Consider the following 21,617-nt stretch of genomic DNA (forward strand, 5'->3'; position numbering starts at 1 on the left):
CGTCGATGGCAAGAAAAAAGCAAAATCAATCGATCAAGAATGATTTTTTCGGAGACATTCAATCAGCCCTCGGGTTCCCTCCAGACTTGGTCTGCCGATCCTTGTTTGCCCAAGGGGAACAAACCATGCAGTGCCTGTATCTGGAATCGATGGTCGATAAAAAAACGATTGACGAATACATTTTGAAATCGTTCACGGAAAATACGTTTTCCGAAGGGGAAGCGCCTCGTTCCGCCGAAAGCGGTTTTTTGCGCGAATTTTCCTTTTCCGATCCATATGAACAGTTGCGGGAACATGCCGTAAAAGCTCTCCTTACAGGCCATTGCGCACTAACCGATTTTGCAAGGGAGCGCGTTTGTCTTATCAATGTGACCGAATCCAAACAACGCTCCATTGAAGAACCGAAGTCGGAATCGACCATTCGCGGGCCGCACGAAGGCTTTACGGAAAGCATTCTGACCAATGTGGGGCTTGTCCGCAAAAGAATCCGCAACCCATTCCTCCGGTTTGATAAAATGAACATCGGCAATCAAACCGGGACGACTTTGCTTATGGTGTACATGGAGAACCTCGCCCCGGAATCGCTGGTCCGGGAAGTGCGCGGCAGATTGTCAGCCATCCGGACGGACAGTGTGCTGGAAAGCGCTTATGTGGAGGAATTCATCCAGGACCGGATTTGGTCTCCTTTTCCGACGCTTACCAACACCGAGCGCCCAGATATGGTAGCTGCCCAGTTGCTGGATGGTAAAGTGGCCGTAATGGTGGACGGAACGCCCAACGTCCTGCTTGCCCCCATGACGTTTTTCGAGTTTTTCAGTTCTCCTGAAGATTATTATCAGCGGGCGGACATCGCCACGTTTATTCGCTGGATTCGGTTGATTTCCTTTTTTACGGCCGTGTTCGTCCCTTCCTTGTATGTCGCGGCCACGACGTTCCACCAGGAACTGATCCCGACCCAACTCCTGATCAGTTTGTCCGCCCAGCGGGAAGGGGTTCCCTTCCCCGCCATCTTCGAAGTGTTGTTAATGGAAGTCGTGTTTGAAATTATCCGGGAAGCGGGGCTGCGTATGCCGCGAGCGGTCGGACAGGCGCTTTCGATCGTGGGGGCGATTGTACTGGGGCAGGCGGCGGTGGAAGCCGGTCTCATTTCCGCCGCGATTGTCATTGTTGTAGCCATAACCGGCATCACCAATTTTGTCGTTCCGGTTTACAGCTTTGGCATGTCACAACGCCTGCTTCGTTTTTCGTTCGTGCTGTTGGCCGGCTTTATGGGCCTTTTCGGCATTTTATGCGGTGCCCTGTTTCTGGTTGCCCATCTGGTGTCGCTTAAGTCCTTTGGCGTTCCTTACTTCACTCCCGCTTCCCCGTCCATAGGAACCGATTGGAAAGATGTGTTGGTGCGGCTGCCCCGGCCCTGGCTGAATCCGAACGGTCTGCCCGGATATATTCGGAATATGAAGAGAAAAAGTAATCTGGAGGATCAAACATGACCAACCGGTATGCAGCGGGTCTGTTCATCCTGATGATGTTTACCGCCCTGCTTACGGCTTGCTGGGACAGAACGGAAATGAACGAACTGGCGCTGGTCAGTATGATGGGGGTGGACAGAGATCCTGAGAGCGACAAAATAACCGTATATTACCAGATCATCAACCCGCTCAGCGGCACTTCCGCCAAAGGTACGTCGGGAGGCGAACAAGCCCCTGTATACACTTACGAAATCAGTGGATCCTCTTTTGGAGAAATCAAATCTACGATTTACAAAATGTTGCCGCGCAAGTTATTTATGGCCCACTGCAAGGTGCTGCTCGTTTCTCGACGGGTGGCCAAACAAAACATACGCGATATTGTCAACTTTATCGAAATGCAACCTAATGGCCGTTCGTCGGTCCCGATGCTGATTGTCGACGGATCGATATCTCAGGTCATGAGAACATTAACTCCCCTGGAGCGGGTGCCGTCTGACACGATCGATTCCAGGCTCGACCTGCTGATCCGGAATTCGCTCCTAGTGGGAAAACAGATCAAGGTCAGTGATGTCATTGAACGGATGGAAAAGTCAGATACGATCGTATTACCGTTGATCACCGGAATGACAGAGGCACCTTCTTCCAACAGCGGGGAAAGGTCGGCGGATATCGACGCCAATCAAAACAACTTTATCATCCGAGGCGGGGCGGTTTTCCGTGATTATCGCATGGCGGGCAAACTGAATGATACGCAACTGGTCTGGTACCATTTGCTAAATGGCGATCGAGGTCGCCACGTGCGACAGTTTCAGGTGGAAGGAAAACAGGTATCCGTGGAATTGAGACTGGTTCGCATAAAACGTGAGGTCTTCTGGAAATCCGACCAACCTGTCGTTCGGATCCGCATGGACCTCGAACTTTCCACTGCCTATACAATCGAGTCCGTCCCGAAGTCTCGGAACGAGGTGGAGAGACTTGAAAACAGACTGAATCAGATCATAGCAGACGAGTCGCTTGCTTTCTATCAAATGATAAGGGAGCGTGGCTGGGATCTGTTAAGCATCAACGACTTGTTGCGCAAACAAACGCCAAATCATCCGGATATCGACCAAGCGGCGAAAAATGTACAAATTGAGATTCGTGCAAATACCCGGCTGCTCCGAACGGGAAGCATGAGTCAACCTTATGGAGGAACAGGATGAAGCCAATGATTTCCCGATTCCAGTTTTATCTGCTGACAATCAATTATATCCTCGGAACCACCCTTTTCGTGCTGATCGGGCGGCTGGTCGTACAGGCGGGACAGGATGCCTGGCTCATGCCCTTGTGGGCAGGAAGTTTTGGCATACTCGTCGGTCTGTTCTGGACTTTTCTTTTCCGATACTACCCGGGCAAAAGTCTGGTGCAAATCCCGCTGGAAGCTTGGGGACGTTCTCTGGGAACGCTTGTCTCCGTCTTGTATTTTCTTTATTTCTGTATTTTGGCTGGATGGGCTCTTCGAAATTTAAGCGATTTTTTAAATGGAACCATCATGCCGGAGACGCCGAAAACCGTTTTTCACGTCATGTTTTTGCTTGTCGCCTTTTACACGGTCGCTCAGGGGACGGAAGCCATCGGACGATTAAATCAAATCATCACTCCGTTTTTGTTCTTCCCGTTCTGGTTTGTTCTGTTGCTGGCAATGGTGAACTGGGATTGGGGAAGACTTCAGCCAGCTTTCCATTCCGGCCTGGGTGCCATTTTGCAATACCATTCCTTTTTGGGCTTTCCCTATATGGAAGCCATAGCGCTCACGATGCTTTTTCCGCTGGTCAAACAGGGGGCAACACGCCCCTTTTTGCTTGGGTTGATGACCGCTTCCCTTTCTCTTAGCATGACCTTGTTTATGATTATCGGTTTATTAGGAGTGGAGAGGGCGTCACAACTTACCTTTCCAGTGTATACGACCGTGCAGGAAATTTCCATCGGAGAGGTGATCGTCAACATCCATTCCATTATCTCCGTTATTTTACTGATTCTGATTTTTATCAAGCTGTTGGTACTCGTTTACGGAGCTTCCGAAACGCTGCGTCAAGTATTTCGTCCAAAAACCCGGTGGCCTCATTTTCTGGGTTTGACGATTTTGTTGTCGGCGACCGCCTTGTCCATCTATGAAAACCCGATCCAAAACGAGGAATGGGATGAAAAATATACATTCATATATGACAGTTTCTTTGTTCTACTGATCCCCTTTTTGTTGCTAGTGACAACATGGGTCAAACGCACGTTCGAGAAGCGAAAAGGAGGATGAATTGAACATGTTGATGCTTCACATCCTGCTGGCGCCTTTGATAGGTTTACCGATGTTGGGATTGCTTCGAAAGAGACTTTATCGGGATGCAGCAGTTTTTGGGGCTGTATCTGTTATTGGATACGGATTATGGATTTGTATCGTGAATCATCGTCCTTTTATCATTACGATTTTTATTGAAAGAATGATTGAAATGTTAAAATCCATTTCAACGACGATGATATAAACGTAGAATGAATTGTTTTGCGGGTTCTTCCCAGTTTAGTACCACTATGATCCGCCAATCCTTGTGACAGAACCTTAACAGGAGATATGAAGGATGACTGAAAACGAATGATTACTAGCGGCAAAATTAATGCTTATAATAAACCGTTCCTTCATACCAGCCTTGTAGCCAGATTCTAGGGTACTGATTTTGAACGGGTTGATCTCGTGCGGAATAACCATTTCATAGATTTCCCTATCAAATAATACTTCTGTCGGAGGAAAGCAAGAAGTGAAGTCACTATAATCATAATTAAATAACCAAGCATTAAACTATTTTCAAAATCTTGGTGCATTGAAAAATAAACAAAACAGACTATTAGAATACCAATTACCGTTTTTTTTATATCAGTATCTCCTCGTATAATATGTTTATAAAAAATAAATATATGTGGTAAACTTGGGCATCAGAAGATTATCATAGGTTAAATTTATCGGAGACCAAGCAATGATCAAATATCAGGGGGAGGTCGTCGGAAACGACGGCCTTTTTACTTGGTTCAAGGGTTATGCGGCAAACTGGTCTCGTAGTAGATATGCGGCATGATAGGATACCTAACTAGAGACTGCAATTTTGCATGCTTCTTGAGACAAAAAGGACGCGTAAGCTTATGCTCTTTCATTTTACTGGTGATTCCGGATACTTTACCTTAGGTTTAGGTCCTTTAACAAACCCGGATATACTCCTTTCAATTTTCTTCTTCCCTTAATAACACAGCTCAAAACTTCTTTTCATCGGGCATTTTTTCTTGTTATTTCGCCCCCCTTCCCTCCCTCTTTTTATTTCATAGCTTTCAGAAAAGTTGCTAAAGCAATATCATGTTTGTCTATTATTAAAAACGTTTGAAATCATGATATGCTGTTCGCCGCCTGATTATTTGGCGGAAAAAAACCATGGATTCGCCATTCGGTTTGGCGGAGCCAAACCGAATAAACAGCCGACAATAGCCTAATCCCTTCTGTACATTGACGGGGGATTAGGCTATTGTCGATTAAATAGGAAAATGCTCCCGAACCTTTGGAGAGGATCCCCGGGAGCATTCACTTCATCATGTCAAAAGTACTTTATTTCGGCCTTTCTTGCAAGGCTTATTTACGCACTTTCGAGAATCAATCTCCTGACGTCCAAATCTGCTGTGACGATTGCGGCCGGCTTCTCCATAAACACGGTCGTTATTGGCGAGGCGTTGTGACGAAACACGAAGTCATCCTGATCCCCATCTACCGCTGGTACTGTCCTGCTTGTAATAAGACGATTTCCCTTCTTCCGGAATTTCTGATTCCATGGGCCCGGTATGCGACTTGGGTGCGAGAAGCGGCATTGAAGCGCAAGCGCAAGGGATTCTCTTGGCGGCAGATCGCAGAAAGCACGACAACATCTAGCGTACGTTACAGCTTCCGTACGTTGAAACGCTGGTGGGCAAGGCATTTGCACCGCGCAGCAAATGCGGCACTTTGGGTTGCCGGGCAATTCATTGCCGGGGGAGTAGACGAAGATATGCTCCGCCTTTACCCCACCATGATGAATCCAACGCCAATGGACACACTGGATTGGCTGAACAAACTGTTATCCCGATTCATCCCCGCTGGCGCATCTAGACGGGGCTATTGGACTTTTCTAAATGCAGGGTTACCTGCATGCAGCATCACGCTTATAAATTCCTTCAGCATCCGCCGCCAAGGAGCACGGCAAGCGAAAGTCGCCTCCAAAATCGCTTTAAAAATCGCCTGGACGGCAAGTTGCCCTCCCGATCCCACAAAATATGCGCCCTCCCTGGTTTCTAGCGTCTATGGGATACTCTCATAGACCACAGGGAGAGGAGATTTTGCATGGATGAGCAAGCAAGGCAGCAAGAGGCTAACTTCCGTTACGGCTTGATTGCGCCCCTGGTTAGCCGCAAATTGGATCCCGGAGAGCAAATGGCACTCATGCGCGAAATTGTAAGCCACGAGTATGAAACACCGTCGGGAAATGCCGATAACCTTATGCTGCAAGATCATCAGCATTTCTTATTTTCTTTATTGAGTAAACTCCATGTGCGTATAATAAACGCTTGTAATAGGAAAACAGACTTCTAAATCTGAATTCAAATCGCTATAAACGAAAAAAGACCGTACAACAGTCTATTTACAATTTTTATTCATGAAATAATGCGTACTAAGATCAGTTCTCTAGCTCGCGTACTGTTTCTTTTACCTAGATGCTAACCCGGTGGAAGCAAAGTTTCCAGGGCAAAAATCTACGCGGATTAGCGGTCAGACTTGCTGACGGCTATAAAAGTTTAATACCTGATTGCAGGTCCTTATATCCAGTTGAGTTATTTAACCCCTTTTTCTATGAAAGTCAAGTAATCGCACTCTATGTGATGTGTTCAGCATCCAGCACCATTATCTAAGATTTTGAGCCCTTTTCACGTATTCATAGAGTTGTTACTTTCGAAATTCAGGTTTAGCTATTTTCCTGGCTAATATTCTAAACCCACTATAAACAAAATATCCAATTAAACAACCTGTCATATTCAAAATGATATCATCAACATCAAAATAACCTAACATTGTGACAAATTGGAAACTCTCGATCCCAATTATACTGATTAAACAAATCAACAAAGTCTTAGAAAGTTTCCTGTACTTTGTAAAAATAGTAGGGATTAAGAATCCTAATGGACAGAACGTAACAATATTACCCAAAATATTTATGAAGGCAAATGGAGTCGTTTTAAAACGGAAATAACTTGAGATACTTCGAAAAGGATCTACATTGTAGTTCCAGATCCCGATACTCCTATTTTCAAGTATGGATTGTATTCTATCAATAAAACCAATAGGTTTTACTACAATGATCGCCACGCGGCGGGGCTTTTTCCAGGATGTCGCTTTGTAAATGAGCGTTATCCCTTCGATAATCCAGTCTTCATCGACAAATCGTTTCCAGTACCGGCAGGCTGCACCTGCGCCGCAAGGCGCTGCGTCCTTTTCAGCTTGCCGACGTAGCCGATGTTCTTGCCTTCCCACAGGCTATAGAACTCCTCGCCGCCGAAGCCCTTGTCGAATCGGGCATATTTCACCGAACGTCCGCCAAGGAGCTCGAACGTGTTGTCTAAGAATGAAGCAGCATCCGTAGAGGCATGCGTGTTCCCAGATCGGAGGAAGTCATTCAGGCACAGGCGAGACTGCCCCTCAAATGTCAGTAGCGGGTGGTAGCTTTTGCGGCCGGGCTTGTGCGGGTTCTTTCCTTTCTCTGCGCCGACTTGATCGCCGTATACGGTTTCCGCCGTCGAATCCAGATCAAGGACAAGTTTAGACGGCAGGCAGGGCCGAATGACGGTCTGATTGAGCGTTCGCAGTTCGAACCGCAAGTTAGGACAAGATGTTCTCAATCGAATCAGTTCTTTGTACAGCAAGGTATGGTGTGGGCATCGCCCGCCAAGAAATCGCTTCAGAAGCTAGTCGCGCTATAGTTTGCGAAAATGAAAGAGCCGCTCGCAGCCGAGCATCCAACCCACGATGAGATAAAGCAGAATGCGGTAAATCGGAAAGAGAGAATTTCGTCCTTTGCCGCAAGAGATGTCACGTAACGCTTCGGAGAGCTTTATTTTCTCAAGGTATTCCAGAAAGATTTTGATGCCTCCGAAGCTGGTGGCATTCTCCAAGGAAAATTCAGTCTTGATCTTGCTGACGGGTGTGGTAGACTTCACCTAAAAGGTGCTCCTCTCTTTGGGTGATGTGTTTCAGTCAAACACCATTCTACCAAAGATTTGGATCCCTTTTCACGTTTCCACGGAGCTGTACGTTCGAAATTCAGGATTACTTTTCGTTTCTAATTAGTTACCCCTGAAAAATTCGAATTTAGAGTTCGCTCTACTCTCCTTGAAATTTTCAGGTGGACATATTTCCTTTGTATTCCATTTCTTTGCCTTATTTGATCATCTGAGCGGCTTTTCTGAGGTTATGAACCCAAATTCCCAAGCCGATCCAGGTTTTTGAGCCAACAAAGCCCCTGTACCGGCTGCGGTTTAAACCGTACCTGCGTTTCAGTAAAATGATTTTGGCTTCACCTGCAGCGCGGAAGCGTTGCAAATCTTTATACCATAACTGTTTCTCAAGTTCCGCACGTTTCTTGCTCTTCTTCCCTCAGAATGGGGTGCTGATTCGTGTTACACCCAGTTCTGCAAGGGTCGATTCATTTTTCTTGCTGCCGAAGCCGCGGTCGGTTGCCACAGCACGGGGCACCGAGCCAAATCGTTCTTTATGTTGTACCACGGCGGGAACGAGCATTTCGTCGTCCGAGGGGTTACCTTTGTATAACTCATAGCCGGTTACAAACCCATTTTCGGTTTCATCGATTCGCGCTTTGTATCCGAATTCCGCGCTCTTGGATAGCTTCCCTTTTTTGATCGGGCGTGCTTCAGGATCAAAGAAGCTGACGATCCGATCTGGAATAATGCGGTTTCCGGATACCACTTGCTTGGCCTGATCGACGAGCTTTTGGGTCAAGGTAATAGCTTCACCTAACTTCTCTTTCATCGCCTTGACGGACGCCTTACCTTTATCCTTTGTAAGATTCATAACAGCTGTTGATTTCTGACATACGTCTTCCGTCATCGCAACGACTTGCTCCGTTATGGCATTGAGCTCGTCCCATGACTGTTGCGTGCGCCGGCGCAGCAACTTGGCGATCGAAAGGATGTGTTGCTTCACTTCACTGTTTTTATCCTCGAAGTTCCGGGTCGCTTCGGACGCCACTTTCCGGATCTTGCCTACCAGGCGAGTGATGACCTTTACGCCATCCTGCAGCAAGGTCGCATCGGTCGGATGATGTACATCCGATTCGACTACGGTGGTATCCGTCCGCAGCTTCCGGTGTTTGAGCACCTTCGCTTCATCCAGTTTTTGAAGCAAAAGCTCATTGAGTTGTTCGACCCATTCTTCGCCATAGCGCTGGCGCGCTTTGATCAAGGTCGTCGGATCAGGCATCTTTTCGTCAATGGGTATGCGGCAAAATCGCCGCCACGTCAGACTGTCGCCTACTTCCTGCACGAGGGATTCGTAACCGAAATTGTAGCGGCGCTTCAGATACATGAGACGCAGGAAGGTTTCAATCGCTTTGGTCGGACGGCCCCTTCGGGTGTGATGCTTCTCTAGAAAAGGCTGCATGAAACGTTCATCATCCAGCAAGGCATCTATTTTAGCCAGTTCTTCAGGCAACGACCATACGCTCTCAGAGATGATGGAATCCCACAATGTGATTTGTTCTTCACGAAGTTTCAACATTTTTCTCACCTCAAAAGGATTTTGAGGGGCAATGAAGAATTCATAAGCATAGGAATTCGGCCCCCCTTTGGATGGTTATCTGGACAATAACTAATTCCATTTTGAGGCAGTGAATTCCTTTTATTTTTGATCAAAACCCTGATTTTTTCAGGGGTAACTAATTAACAGTGAGCAACATTCAACATGCATCGCATCGGGAGTTTGTCTTCATTCTGGAAAGCTGCAGAATGCTACTTTCTTGATTTATTCTTCATTTCTTTCTTTATGCGTAATAGACTCTCCTTCTACATCTATATTAGGAAGAATTTTATCTAACCACTTCGGAATATACCAAGCTGATTTTCCCATTAGAGTCATTACAGCAGGTACTATTGTCATTCTGACAATAAACGCATCGAAGAATACTCCAAAGGCTAGTGCCATTCCAATTGATTTAATCATCGCATCAGGATTCATCATAAATCCGAAAAATACTGCCATCATAATAAGAGCTGCAGCAGTTACTACTCTACCGCTGTCTCTCATTCCATATAAAATAGCTTTACGACTATCTCCAGTATGCATATAACTCTCTCTCATTTTACTAACTAAGAATATTTCATAGTCCATAGCTAGTCCAAACAATATCCCTATTGTAATAACAGGTAAAAAGGCTAATATTGGAGATTCCGATGGAAATCCAAAGAAATTAATGAAATGCCCATCTTGAACAACAAATACCATAAATCCTAATGTTGCTCCTAATGAAAGTAAGAATCCAACTACTGCTTTCAACGGTACTAATAGTGATCTAAAGACCATTACTAAGAGTATATAAGCAAGACCAATTATTAAGGATGCAAATAATGGTAAAGCATCATTCAATTGCTGTGATATGTCAATGTTCATAGCCGTGCTACCTGTTACCATTAATGCAATATCATGTTCTTTTTCTGTTTCTTTAGATTTGTCTCTAATAAGATTTACCAAATCCTTTGTTTCTATATCATCCGGTCCGGATTCTGGTGTAATTTGAATCATAAAAATTTCTCCGGAAGGTCCAGGTATAAGTGGTGATACAGATTTAATATCTTTTAAATCACTAATTTCTTTCACTATTTCTCCAATAACTTGAGGTGTTTCCTCTGTTACTTTACTAACTTTTGCAGCAACAACTAATTGTGCATTAAAGCCTTCTCCATACCCTTCCGTTAGTAAATCATATGCTCTTCTTTCCGTCATTTCCGTTGATTTAGCTGTTCCATCAGATGGTAGCCCCAAATTCATATGGAAGAAAGGAATTGTAAGAATTGCAAGGAATGCAATGGATACTAGCGATATAATGATAGGATGTTTAGTAACCAATCTCCCCCATCTATTAGCTTTTTCTTCGTCTGTTCTATTCTGACCATTGATTTTTTGCCAAAATCTACTTTCCTTTGCAGGCGACAATCGGTGGCCTATCATACCTAAAATTGCTGGTAAAGTAATAATCGAAATAAGCACGGCTGCCAGTATACTAATAGCGGCTGAAACACCCATAAGGGTTAAGAATGGAATTTGAGCTACAGATAAACCCAATAGTCCAATAATAACAGTCAAACCTGCAAATACTACAGCACTTCCAGATGTTCCTATGGCTATTGAAATTGAATTGTTGATGGCATGTCCCTTTGCCAATTCTTGTCTGAATCGTGTAATAATAAATAGTGAGTAGTCAATACCTACCGCTAAACCCAACATAGCTGCTAGAATTATAGAAATAGAATTCAAATCAATAAAGTAGGCACCAATCATAATACCTAATAAGCTAATTCCTAAACCTAATACCGCTATAAGAATTGGTAAGCCTGCTGCAATAAATGAACCAAAAGTAATTGCTAATACAATAAATGCAACCACTACTCCAATTACTTCATAAATTCCTTCAAACTGTATGCTAGAGAAGGTAATATCTCCTCCCATTATTTCTGTCTGAATACCTGCATCTCTTGTTATTTCAATACTATCCAAAATGTATTCTTTCGATTTTTCTGACACTTTGTCAGCTTCTAACGCAAACGTAACTTGTGCGTAACCAATTGTTTTATCTTCATTTAAGTTGTTCAGTTCTATCGGTGATTGAACACTTGCTACTTTCGAATCTTTACTTATTTCATTAAGTACTTCCGTAATTTTGCTTTGGACATCCTCTGATTCCAACGTTCTATTATCTGGTGCTTTAAATACGATGTTTACAGTTGATTGTTCGGAAGTACCTGCAAATTCTTCTTTAATCAAATTGGCTGCTTTTTCCGCAGGTGTATTGGGAATAGTTAGTTCTCCATGAAAAGATGGTTTTAAACTCAGTACTAATACTGCTAATATCATCAAAATTCCTACAGTGCCAAAAAGTACCGTTTTTTATGTGTTGCTGACCAATTTCCTAATTTATAAAGATACTTTGCCAATGTAATCTCCTCCTGTATTTCCTGTCTGTATATGTGCTAAAACAACCAAAATTGATAAAATAAACACCATGAACGATTGTTCATTTTTGTTTCAAAAAAATATCCACATTATTTAAATGTGAGACATTTCTTTAAATCGGCTTTCAGTACCGTGAAATGAGAAAAACATCAACTGGTCAATGAGGATGCTAATTTTTTCCCCATCTTCTTGAGTCTTTAAAATGGTATATAATCCTTCTACAAAGTTTGTTGATAGGACATAGAAAATAAATGGTTCTTTCACAATGCTTTTATCTTCAAAACGAGAGAATACTTCTTTTTGAATAATATTATGAAGAACATCCACGACCTCGTTTTTAAAGTTCTCATATTTAGATCCCTTACTCTTACCGAAAAGAATTAAGACTTCTTTACTGTTTCCTTTAAAAATGTCCAAAATCCTATTTTTAATTTCAATCAATTTTTCATTAGGGTTAACATCAGCAACAATAATTTTATTGATCGTAGCAAACAAATCGCTATAAACCGATTCTACTACAGAATTAAACAAATCCTCCTTATTCCTAAAATATTTATACACTGTACCTAATGCAGTATCTGCGTTACTGGCTATATTTCTAACGGATGCACTTAAATAACCCTTCTCTTTAAATTCATCCAATGCAGCTATTAAGATTCGTTTTTTAATTTCCTCTTTTAAATATTGCATTCGTGAACCTCCGTTCATTTTTAAATAATATATATTTTATCATGCATAAATCTACTTGTAAACCAATTTAATTAATTGAGTTTCCGCAAAAATGGATGGCATGTAATTACGGAGGTGTGTATCTTAAGAAAATCCCCCAAAACAGAGATGAAAAGTGAGAAATATTACCTGAAAACAGCAAAAAACCTCCCTTTGATTGGTATAATTTAAGTACCGCCAAAATTAATCTAAACAAAAATGTAAATTATTAGGGGTTTTTAACATGTTCCATTCCACCACAGATGTGTATGTAACAAAACGGGAAACGATACATTTTGCAAAAGACCTGGTATCCGAATCTGGTCAAGTCGAATCCAAATTTATTACCCAAACCATTTACTGTCTGTTGAAGTCCAAAAGTGTGATTCTTAGAAATATCGCAGTCGCCTTGAATGAATTCATTCAGGTAAAGAATACAAGTGATCGATTAAGTCAGAATCTGCAACGACCGTCTCCGTCGCTCACCACCCGCTATGCGAAATAAATGGTGAATGCACTTGATGAGGACGCGTTAATTCTGGAGGACGACTCCGATGTGATCAAACCGTATGGTCGAGCATTCGAAGCGTTGGGGCAGGTCAGAGACAGCTCGAGTAAAGATTACAAGATTGAAAAGGGTTATTCGGTCACGGAAATAGTCGGTTTGACGCCCCGCAGAAGCAACCCGTCAACCTCTTCTCTCGGATCCATTCTTCCACAGAGAAGGGATTCAAATCAACAAACGAAGTGCTGTTAGAGGGACTCCGTCACGTCATCGGCCATTTGAAAAAGTAGGCTACATTTGTTTTTGACGGGTGTACCCTTCTTCCTCAAAGTCGGAAACGTAGGCCGTTTCGTCAGCTGAATTCTCTACTACCAGCAACATATCGATGATTGGCTTGGCCCGGCACCGAAGTATATCCAACATGCTCTAATTGCAGAACCTTGTTGCCAAGTATTGAACGAATTCGTTCGGCCTCTTGCTCGAAACGTTTCTGAAGCCTTTCCTCACTGGCAGATGCCATTGTCGAATGGTCACGATACGGTGTCAAATATTCCACACCGCTTTCTTTCAGATAAGATATGGAATCGCAGAACTCTCTAATATACCACAAGCGTATATGTAAGCCAAAGCATATACCTTGCCCTCGACCCTTTAAACGGCGTCAGCAGCTATTGGTTCGCTTAACTCGATACTCGTTGGAAGACTTTTAGAAAAAGACAAAAAACTTTTTGACTCCTTCGGCTTTTATAGTGGGACCTGCTTCTTTTCATTGTCGATTTCTTCAACAAGGTTTATTTCGAATCAAATGTTAACTTAATATTTATTGGTTGCAAAGTTCTTTTAAGTGGTGAGTAATAATTTGTTCCGTTTTTTCAATGGTGAATATATCCGGTCTTAATAGAGCATGTATGGATAAACCTTCAATGACTGCAGAAAGCCTTAATTTTTCGATTTCAATATCTATGTCTTTTTTTACATAGCCTGCCTTTATCAAGATTTCAAGCAGTGCCTCCATTAAAATGTATTCTCCTTCGATGAGTTCAGCTTTTTTCGTGTTCAAAGCTGCACTTGTAAGTGAACGAATGACGAAAACCAGCCATACGCCAGCTTCAGCTTGTTTATCCCGATCGACAGGAACCAATTCTAACAACGTTTCCTGTACCGCAATGAAAGGGTCTTGTGACCATGATTTATTCTTCGACCGTTCTTTCCCGCGAGCAAGAAAATAATCCATGATAAATAATAGTAACTCATCCTGGTTTGAGAAATAATGTCTCAATGCTCCGGCAGACATTCCAGCCTCAGATGCGATTCTGCGGATAGATGCTTTTTCAATACCTTCGGTTTCAATAATTTTCCAGGCCGTTTCAGCGATGAGCTTTCTTTTGTGATCATGATCAACAATTTTCGGCACTTCAAATCACCTCTTGTTTTATTTAACACACTGTGTTATTATTATTTTATCACAGTGCGCGAAATAAATAAATAAGGAGGATGTTTAGGTGATTGAAATCATTGAATCATTAATTCCTGCCAACATAGATTTCACAACAGCACTCCTCATTATTGTGCTCTGTGCTGTCATTGATATTTTAAGCCCCGGGGTATTGGCGATTACAGCTTATATCCTTCTCATACAAAAAGAAAAAACAGCATCGCGATTGATCGTTTTTTTATTTTCGACACAATTTTGCTATTTTATAATGGGTATCTTGGTTTATCTCGGAGTTGGGCCGATTCTTGGTATTATAGAAAGCATGGCGAACAATCAAATTTCAAGTTGGTTTTATACGATACTTGGAGTCGCCTTTGTACTCATTAGTTTTTATAAGCCTAAAAAAGGGATGGAATCCCGATTTTTGGAATGGTTACCTACGCAAGTGTCTATAAGAGGAATGATCATACTCGGTATTATTGTCTTTGCGATTGAGTTTACCACAGCTTTACCGTATTTTTACTCGATATTACTAATGGATGGTTTAGCGTTTCATACGGGTTTGTCCATTGGCATTTTACTTGGCTATAACGCGATTATGGTACTTCCTTCAATCTTACTATTGATCGTGTTTATACTATGTAAAAACTGGATAATGAATCAGCTTGAACAACTGCGATCAAAATTAGTAAAAGCTCCGTTGTCTTCTGTATTAGTCGGAGTGGCAGTTATTGGGGCGATTTTATTCAATATTGGCATCAGGGGAGTTCTATCTTGATATTCGTTATGTAAAAAGGAGATGTAGCGTTATGAAAGAGATTGCAAGCGGTGCAAGTTTACTTCTATTGCTTCAGGGAGTTGGAGGTATCATAAATCGATTGGCAGGCGGGGGACCAAGTTGGTTTCTCGTCAATTACATCGATGCATTGCAAGGATATGAAATAATAGCCAGTATAATTTTAGTGATATTGGGAGCAATTATTGGTGTGGGTTCTCTTAAAATAAAGGATAAAGTTGACTAACCTATTATGTCTTGAAGATCTCATAGTTATTCCTCACCCTTGAAGTTTATTCTATGAGCATGATACTTGGGTGAGGAAGGCTCGTAAAGTGTTCATGGTTATTCAATCAAACGTTGCTCTTCCGCCATTCTTCTTGATTTAATTCCCCGTTTATTGCAGCTGCGGATACAGCACCTGAAGCAGCAGCAACAATAGATTGGTGTAAGTGTGTAGTTGCATCCCCTGCTGCATAAACACCAGGTACACTAGTTTTTCCAAACTCATCGACTTCAATGATTCCAGTATCCAACATCCGGCAACCAAGGGCAACTGGCAAATCCGATCCAAGTTCCAATTCCGGCTTGAAGAAAATCCCTGTGCACGAAATTTCCGTCCCATCCTCAAGCTTGATATGGCTTACCATGCCTTGATTTGATTGGATTGAATGTATTGGTGCATTAAATACCGGGATATTATGTGCGCGCAATTCTTCACGTTCTGCTTCACTCAATTCATCGGGACCATTTGTACAAACTACTAACTGCTTCGACCATCCAGAAAGCAATGGGACAAAATGCATTAATGTCGCTCCTCTGTTTATGACAACTAATTGCTGATCCCTTAGTTCCCAGCCATCACAATACGGGCATACAAACGCACTCTTACCATAGACCTCTGCCAACCCTGGTATGCCAAGATCACGATCCTTCATTCCGATAGCAAACAGCAGTTTACTAGCGGCTATCTTCACCCCCGAAACAGTTTCCAACAAAAATTGTCCATCTTCCCCTTCTATCAACCTGACGATATCTTCCAGATGTGAAACCGATGGATAAGTGCGAAGCTGTTCTTTCGCAATTTTTCGAAAGTCATGTGGGCTAACGCCATCACGTGTTAAAAAGCCATGAGCCTCTCTAGTCACTGCATTACGCGGTTGGCCCTCATCAATAATCAATGTCTTCTTTCTAGCACGTCCTAGTACAAGTCCAGCACTTAAACCTGCAGGACCTCCTCCAATAATAACAACATCAACTTCCTTCATGATTAACTCCCTCCCACTTCGTTTAACTTTCCATACGAGATGTGATTACTCAGTATAATGCATGGGCTTATTTTCAAAATGGCAAATCTACGGCGTAAACTCGATTTGTCATTTTCTGCATATTTCATTCTAGACTTGACTTTTATTAAATAGTCTATCCAATTTCAAGTAATCTAACATGTACTTTGCAAGTGTTATGACTGAAAAAATCAACATTAAAATTAATGTGATGGAAGCGCCGGGTGGTGTACCCAATTCATAAGAAGCGACTAAACCACTTAACATGCCAACAAGCGCAATGACCATTCCATTTAATATGATAAGTGTTGTTTTTCAAAGGCAAATACAATCAAAGTACACGCCTCTTTCTTCATCCGCCTGAATATCATGCCCATCTGGATCAAAAATTCCCGCACTTCCGGAACCGCCATTGTTTCGTACAACGCGTCCCTTATGCGGGAACTCATCTGATGTAGGCGCTTTGGTTGATTCATCCTCATGAATAAGTAAACATGCTTTGCTCTTCTAACTGAATGAGCACTTTGCCGAAGCGCCCTCCTTGTTTGATTGGGATCGTTTTTCCAGGATAAGTTTGATCCAGATAATCTTCAATGATGGCCTGCGTATTCTCATCTACTGGATAATTGTAAAAGTTAAGCCAATGTAAAACCTCTTGAATGGCTTCCGCACGAGACACAACCCTGACTTTCATTTCTCGTGTGACGAGTGAATGAAAGGCGTACCCTTTTAGATAAAGCAGCTGTAGCAAATACATCATCTCGGAGTTTTGATGCTTGTTGTATGAATGGTTTAACAGCGGCAATATTTCAAGGGTGAGGCTGTGTTCTTTAGGACCTGCCGCTAGGCTGATATAACAAAATTTTCGAGCGCAGCTGATCACTTTCTCCACCATCTCCCAGTCTGTGATCGCCGGGCACATTGACACAAAGACAAAATCAAAAGCTTGGTTCCAGCCTAATGTCTTCGTATCCATATCTTCAAAGGCTGCGCGCACGATCTTTACCTTACCGTCGGCCCATTTTTGATTGTTGTGCTCCAATAGTTCTGTGAACGGAAGCGACGGCTCAACGGCGGTCACATCTGCTCCTCTTTGCGCAAAGGGAATAGAAAATATTCCAGAGGCCGCTCCGATGTCGAGGACAGAGGCGCCATTAAAATTTACGCCTTGATTTTCCAACCAGCCGATAATACGTGCTGACCGTCTTCTTCCTTCATCGTTGAACGATTGCTCATTGTAGTTTTGGGCCGCGATGGCGCCAAAAGTGAATCTCGGCTCGATCCCTGCTGATTTCATCAAGTTTACACCTGTCGTTTGGTCGTCCTTCCAAGCTTGTTCCCAAGCAGCTTCGTTGCGTAAGATTTCGATCATCTAGGTAAACACCTCATTTCTTAATTTAAATGGATTTCAGCTTATGCCTCAAGCTGTTCTCATTCCCCTTCCAACTCTCCTTCAAGCTCTAGGTATTTCTGCCGCAGCTGATGCAGAACTTGTTCATCCGGTGTCCAGTATCCTCGCTGCTCGCTTTCCAGCAATGTTTCGATCATCGCATGGTAAGCCCAACGGTTGTTGTCCTGCAGCTTCCGGCTAAGTGCTTCATCAGCCATATAGACGTCATGCAGACGATCGAATACCCAAGGTTCTACTTTTCCAGTCGTGGCTGCAAGTCCCAGTACATACTCGAATCGGCTGGCCATTTCCTTTGCGCCATGATAAGGATGCTTCAAGAGATCGTTGATCCATTTCGGGTTTGTTAAGCGAGTCCGTACTCCGCGTGCAATCGCATGTTCGGCAGATTCTGTCTTGATTTGCTCCCCTGTCGTATCCGTAATATGAATGTCTGCTTTACGACCTTTCATTACTTCCACAGACTTTGCCAAGCCGCCAAAATACTCATAATAGTGGTCAGAATCCGTTACTTCCCATTCATGACTGCTGCGAATTTGCGACACAATATCCACCTCCAGCATATGTGACCGGTACAATTCCGGCTCCGCCTGTCCTCGCGCTAGTGCGCTGTATACATGCTGCTGGCTGTCCGTGTATGCCGCTCCGAGCTCAGACTCCTCGTTCCATAGCTTCGTCTCGATCATCCGCGTCACCGTCGTGCCATACTCTCCTTCTGCCGGGCCGAAGATGCGGGCGCAAGCTAAGTCATGCGCTTGACTTGCCTCATATCCAGCAGCAAGCAGCTCCTCCTCCATGCTTCGTGTATGAGCCTTGAACCAATTGAGCTCATCAGGTTCATCCAGCTCCGAAACCTTGCGGAATAGGTCATGTAATTCTTCCAGCAAATTCGGAAACAAATCGCGAAAAACCCCAGTAATATGCACCATGACGTTCAAGCGCGGTCGGCCTAATTCCGCAAGCGGGATCACTTCATATTCTGTACGGAACGTTCCGACTCCCCCGCCAATGCGAACCCCCATATAATGCAGGATTTGCCCGATGGTTTCCCCTTGTGTGCGCGACGTCTCAATCCCCCAGAGGATGACCGCCGTCGTGTGCGGGTAGTCCCCGTGCTGCTCGCGATATTGCTGTATGGAGTTTTCGGCGACAATCGCCCCCCGTTCAGCAGCTGTACGGCTGGGCACTAAGCGGGGATCGAATTGGTACAGATTGCGTCCGGTCGGCAATATTTCAGGTGTTCGCAGCACGTCACCAGCGAGCTTAGCTGGAACGTACCGGCCTTCCAACGCCCGCATCAGCCCTTCTGCTTCCTCATTTTGCAATGATCTTAGGTAAGCTTCGTAACCGTACTCGAGCGAAGCTTCCAACTGCTTAAGCCAATCTGGATGTTCACTCTTATACATGTCCGGGATTGCCTTGTTTGACACATAAGCGGTCACTAACGCATTCGCTTCCTCATCGAGCTGGCGCAGCAAGCTCACATGCTTGCCCGAAGTTAGCGCATCCGCCCGAACGCCTTGACGTTCAGCGAGCAGTCCGCGAATTGAGCGAATATTTCCCCGCTCGTGGCGAAGCACGAATTGCATATGGTTCAAAGCGACTTCAGGAGAATAGCTGTCGCCAAGCACATGCAGTCCACTAGGGATGAGCGAACGCTGCATGCGATAGAGCTCCTCCTCCATGTGTTCTACGGTCTCCGCGGAGAAGTCAAGCGACTTCGCTACCGCCTGCAGCTCTTGTAGAATCGCCTCACATCGTTCCGGCGCGAGCTGCTTCGCTTCACGATATTCGTGCAGCAAGGCTTCAAGCTCACGCCATTCGCCATACAGCTCAGCTTCAGTAAAAGCCGGCGCCTGATAGCCGATCAATACGGCATGGCTGCGCCGCTTGGCGATCATCGCTTCGGACGGATTCCCTACGTAATAGTAGTACAAATTTGGCAAATCCCCGAGTAAGTCATCCGGTACACAGTCCCCAGACAGAGCGGCCTCTTTCCCCCGCTGAAACTCTAAGGTGCCGTGTGTCCCGATATGGACGATGGCATCCGCTTGAAACTGTTCACGAATCCATTGATAAAACGCAGTATATTGATGCGTAGGTAGTAACGAACGATCGTGCAGTGACTTCTCTGGATCCTCATGGATACCGCGTGAAGGTTGCAGGCCGATAAACACTTGGCCGATCATTAGACCGGGTATGAGAAAGGAGCCGTTGTCCGTCATGATGTCACCAGGCGGCTGACCCCAGCGGCTTATCGCTTCTTCTCCCCATGAACGACCGGATAGCTTCTGTGTGAAATGGGGATCCGCATAACGGATCAACTGACTCGAAGCTTGAGGATCAGACCATTTTGCGGAATTGACTAGACCGCCCTCTATAAATCTGGCACGCAGCTCCGCCGCTGACAGTTCCTCGGTATGATATCCTTGCTGCTTCAGCCAGCTCAATAAACGTGCTATCGATTCGAATGTATCCAAGAAGGAACCGCCGAACACCGTTCCTTCGCCTGGCGGATAATTGTAGCCAATGAGCGCCAGCTTCTTCTCTGCATTGGGCTTGCTCCGCAGGGCAAGCCAGCGGCGGATGCGATCTGTCAAGCGTTTTGTCCGTTCAGGGATAAGTGCAAGTCGCTTTAGCGGAACGTTTAGCTCGGCGTCTTCTCCTTCTTCCTGCAGTGCCGCTATCGGAAACATCTCCACGCTCCCGTCAAGCTCCGGAAGCATGACCTGAACGAGTAGCAACGAAGGCTCAAGTCCACTCGCAGACTGTCTCCATTCTTGTTCCGTTCTACTGTTCAACAATAGCGGATGCAGCATCGGCACATCGAGCTGTTCCAGCATCTGCACAGCCCCGTCCTGATTTCCTCCGCCGGGACCAATCCCAAGTCGGAAAGGCAGCAGGTTCACGATAAGGTCGACTTGGTGACCGTCGCCAAGTAGCAACTCGCGCAGACGGTCGAGCGGAATGTTCATCACTGAAGGAAACGCGATCGGCATGACGTTCACGAAAGCCTCCAATTGTTCCTTAAGCTGCGCAATACATTCTGCGGTATCGAGCGGATTGCTATTCCCAAGATATAAAATCGCGACATTCGGCCGACCTTCGTCGTAGCGATTGCTTTGCCGGTAGCTGGCTGCAGACGAGTAAACCGTGCGACTGCTCGGCTCCATAATCGTTAACTCCCGAACATATACCGGCTCCTTAGGCTCCGGCAACAGATGGCAGCCGCCGTATTCACGGCCTGCCAGACAAAGCAGACCGAGCAAATTGTCAGTACCTCCGCCCCGCCAATATTCGGTAAATCGAACGTAGTGTTCATAATCCGCCTTACCCTCATCCATTCCTTCTAGCGGCAAGGACGTTGCCGCATGTGTATGCCCTTCTTGTCTAGGCAAATTTGCAAAGGTCAGACTGCCTAGCCTGAGCAGCGAAGCGATCTCAGCGGAGTTGCCGCCAAGCGGAACGATATGAGCCGTCCCTTTGCTTAGCAGGCTACTCAACCATTCGACAACGTCCTGGCGGACGCCATGTGCATCGAAGATGACAAGGTCAGCTCCAACAAGCGTGGCTTCCACGTCCTCAAGCTCGTCGATCTTCCGATTCCCTAAATCGATGATGGTCAGATGCAGCTGATTTTTCTGATTTTGATCAAGCAATTGATATGCTTCAGACAAATGCGACAACGTCGTTTCCCCGTTTGTGAGTATGGATAGCTTCAACGCGCCATCCTCCTTTCCGTAATCCATAAATCA

The 21,617-nt window shown here is 44.6% G+C and carries 17 protein-coding genes and 2 pseudogenes; 8 read left to right on the top strand and 11 right to left on the bottom strand.

All coding sequences use genetic code 11. The features are described from left to right. Positions 1 to 5: 5 nt before the first annotated feature. The 6 genes from MKX76_RS18045 (at position 6) to MKX76_RS18070 (ending at position 6,102) form a co-directional block, all read left to right on the top strand. Positions 6 to 1,490: a spore germination protein gene (locus MKX76_RS18045; protein ID WP_341034364.1), complete on the top strand. Its 1,485-nt coding sequence runs from the start codon at positions 6 to 8 to the stop codon at positions 1,488 to 1,490. Continuing rightward, positions 1,487 to 2,671, top strand: coding sequence for a Ger(x)C family spore germination protein (locus tag MKX76_RS18050; protein ID WP_341034365.1), 1,185 nt, complete (start codon positions 1,487 to 1,489; stop codon positions 2,669 to 2,671). The genes MKX76_RS18045 and MKX76_RS18050 overlap by 4 nt, the downstream gene beginning before the upstream one ends. After that, positions 2,668 to 3,759, top strand: coding sequence for a GerAB/ArcD/ProY family transporter (locus tag MKX76_RS18055; RefSeq protein ID WP_055109516.1), 1,092 nt, complete (start codon positions 2,668 to 2,670; stop codon positions 3,757 to 3,759). Before MKX76_RS18050 ends, MKX76_RS18055 begins: the two co-directional genes overlap by 4 nt. 7 nt (positions 3,760 to 3,766) lie before the next feature. Further along, on the top strand, positions 3,767 to 3,985 hold the full coding sequence (locus MKX76_RS18060) for a hypothetical protein (protein ID WP_007130946.1): 219 nt from the start codon (positions 3,767 to 3,769) through the stop codon (positions 3,983 to 3,985). Between the two features lie 1,089 nt (positions 3,986 to 5,074). Then, a complete protein-coding gene (locus MKX76_RS18065; RefSeq protein ID WP_210095483.1) occupies positions 5,075 to 5,830 on the top strand; it encodes a DUF6431 domain-containing protein in 756 nt (251 codons plus the stop codon). Positions 5,831 to 5,853: 23 nt separating this feature from the next. After that, complete coding sequence (locus MKX76_RS18070) at positions 5,854 to 6,102, top strand: hypothetical protein (RefSeq protein ID WP_210095482.1); 249 nt, start codon at positions 5,854 to 5,856, stop codon at positions 6,100 to 6,102. A 351-nt stretch (positions 6,103 to 6,453) separates the two neighbouring features. Here the strand turns inward: MKX76_RS18070 and MKX76_RS29765 are convergent, their stop codons facing one another. The 7 genes and pseudogenes from MKX76_RS29765 to MKX76_RS18100 all read right to left on the bottom strand — a co-directional run bounded on the left by MKX76_RS29765 (position 6,454) and on the right by MKX76_RS18100 (position 14,372). After that, complete coding sequence (locus MKX76_RS29765; RefSeq protein ID WP_356710800.1) at positions 6,454 to 6,873, bottom strand: VanZ family protein; 420 nt, start codon at positions 6,871 to 6,873, stop codon at positions 6,454 to 6,456. Beyond that, positions 6,862 to 7,721, bottom strand: a pseudogene (locus tag MKX76_RS18075) (transposase); the annotation flags it as partial. The pseudogene MKX76_RS18075 and the gene MKX76_RS29765, both read right to left, overlap by 12 nt. A 220-nt stretch (positions 7,722 to 7,941) precedes the next feature. Next, positions 7,942 to 9,297: pseudogene (locus MKX76_RS18080) on the bottom strand (ISNCY family transposase). 243 nt (positions 9,298 to 9,540) lie between these two features. After that, positions 9,541 to 11,646 carry an MMPL family transporter gene (locus tag MKX76_RS18085; protein WP_341034367.1) on the bottom strand — a complete coding sequence of 702 codons (2,106 nt, stop codon included), beginning with the start codon at positions 11,644 to 11,646 and terminating at the stop codon, positions 9,541 to 9,543. Positions 11,647 to 11,838: 192 nt separating this feature from the next. Beyond that, positions 11,839 to 12,435, bottom strand: coding sequence for a TetR/AcrR family transcriptional regulator (locus MKX76_RS18090; RefSeq protein WP_283927166.1), 597 nt, complete (start codon positions 12,433 to 12,435; stop codon positions 11,839 to 11,841). Positions 12,436 to 13,249: 814 nt separating this feature from the next. After that, positions 13,250 to 13,381, bottom strand: coding sequence for a GrpB family protein (locus tag MKX76_RS29770; protein ID WP_373872046.1), 132 nt, complete (start codon positions 13,379 to 13,381; stop codon positions 13,250 to 13,252). Positions 13,382 to 13,778: 397 nt separating this feature from the next. Continuing rightward, positions 13,779 to 14,372 (bottom strand): TetR/AcrR family transcriptional regulator, encoded by a 594-nt coding sequence (locus MKX76_RS18100; protein WP_341034369.1) that lies wholly within the window; start codon positions 14,370 to 14,372, stop codon positions 13,779 to 13,781. An 88-nt stretch (positions 14,373 to 14,460) separates the two neighbouring features. Here MKX76_RS18100 and MKX76_RS18105 point away from each other — a divergent pair, with 88 nt between their 5' ends. Continuing rightward, positions 14,461 to 15,171, top strand: a complete 711-nt coding sequence (locus tag MKX76_RS18105; protein WP_341034370.1) for a GAP family protein — start codon at positions 14,461 to 14,463, stop codon at positions 15,169 to 15,171. A gap of 31 nt (positions 15,172 to 15,202) precedes the next feature. Continuing rightward, positions 15,203 to 15,415 (top strand): hypothetical protein, encoded by a 213-nt coding sequence (locus MKX76_RS18110; protein WP_054819294.1) that lies wholly within the window; start codon positions 15,203 to 15,205, stop codon positions 15,413 to 15,415. 106 nt (positions 15,416 to 15,521) lie between these two features. On the opposite strand, the gene MKX76_RS18115 is transcribed toward MKX76_RS18110, so the two are convergent. The 4 genes from MKX76_RS18115 to bchH all read right to left on the bottom strand — a co-directional run bounded on the left by MKX76_RS18115 (position 15,522) and on the right by bchH (position 21,584). Beyond that, positions 15,522 to 16,436 carry an NAD(P)/FAD-dependent oxidoreductase gene (locus MKX76_RS18115; protein WP_283927164.1) on the bottom strand — a complete coding sequence of 305 codons (915 nt, stop codon included), beginning with the start codon at positions 16,434 to 16,436 and terminating at the stop codon, positions 15,522 to 15,524. Positions 16,437 to 16,565: 129 nt separating this feature from the next. Then, positions 16,566 to 16,757, bottom strand: a complete 192-nt coding sequence (locus MKX76_RS18120) for a metal ABC transporter permease (protein WP_306437000.1) — start codon at positions 16,755 to 16,757, stop codon at positions 16,566 to 16,568. Positions 16,758 to 16,932: 175 nt separating this feature from the next. After that, positions 16,933 to 17,826: a class I SAM-dependent methyltransferase gene (locus tag MKX76_RS18125; protein WP_230192069.1), complete on the bottom strand. Its 894-nt coding sequence runs from the start codon at positions 17,824 to 17,826 to the stop codon at positions 16,933 to 16,935. Positions 17,827 to 17,885: 59 nt separating this feature from the next. Continuing rightward, positions 17,886 to 21,584, bottom strand: a complete 3,699-nt coding sequence (gene bchH, locus MKX76_RS18130; protein ID WP_007130963.1) for a magnesium chelatase subunit H — start codon at positions 21,582 to 21,584, stop codon at positions 17,886 to 17,888. Positions 21,585 to 21,617: the final 33 nt, after the last annotated feature.

Source organism: Paenibacillus sp. FSL R5-0810 (assembly GCF_038002285.1).
Lineage (GTDB): Bacteria > Bacillota > Bacilli > Paenibacillales > Paenibacillaceae > Paenibacillus_AQ > Paenibacillus_AQ lactis.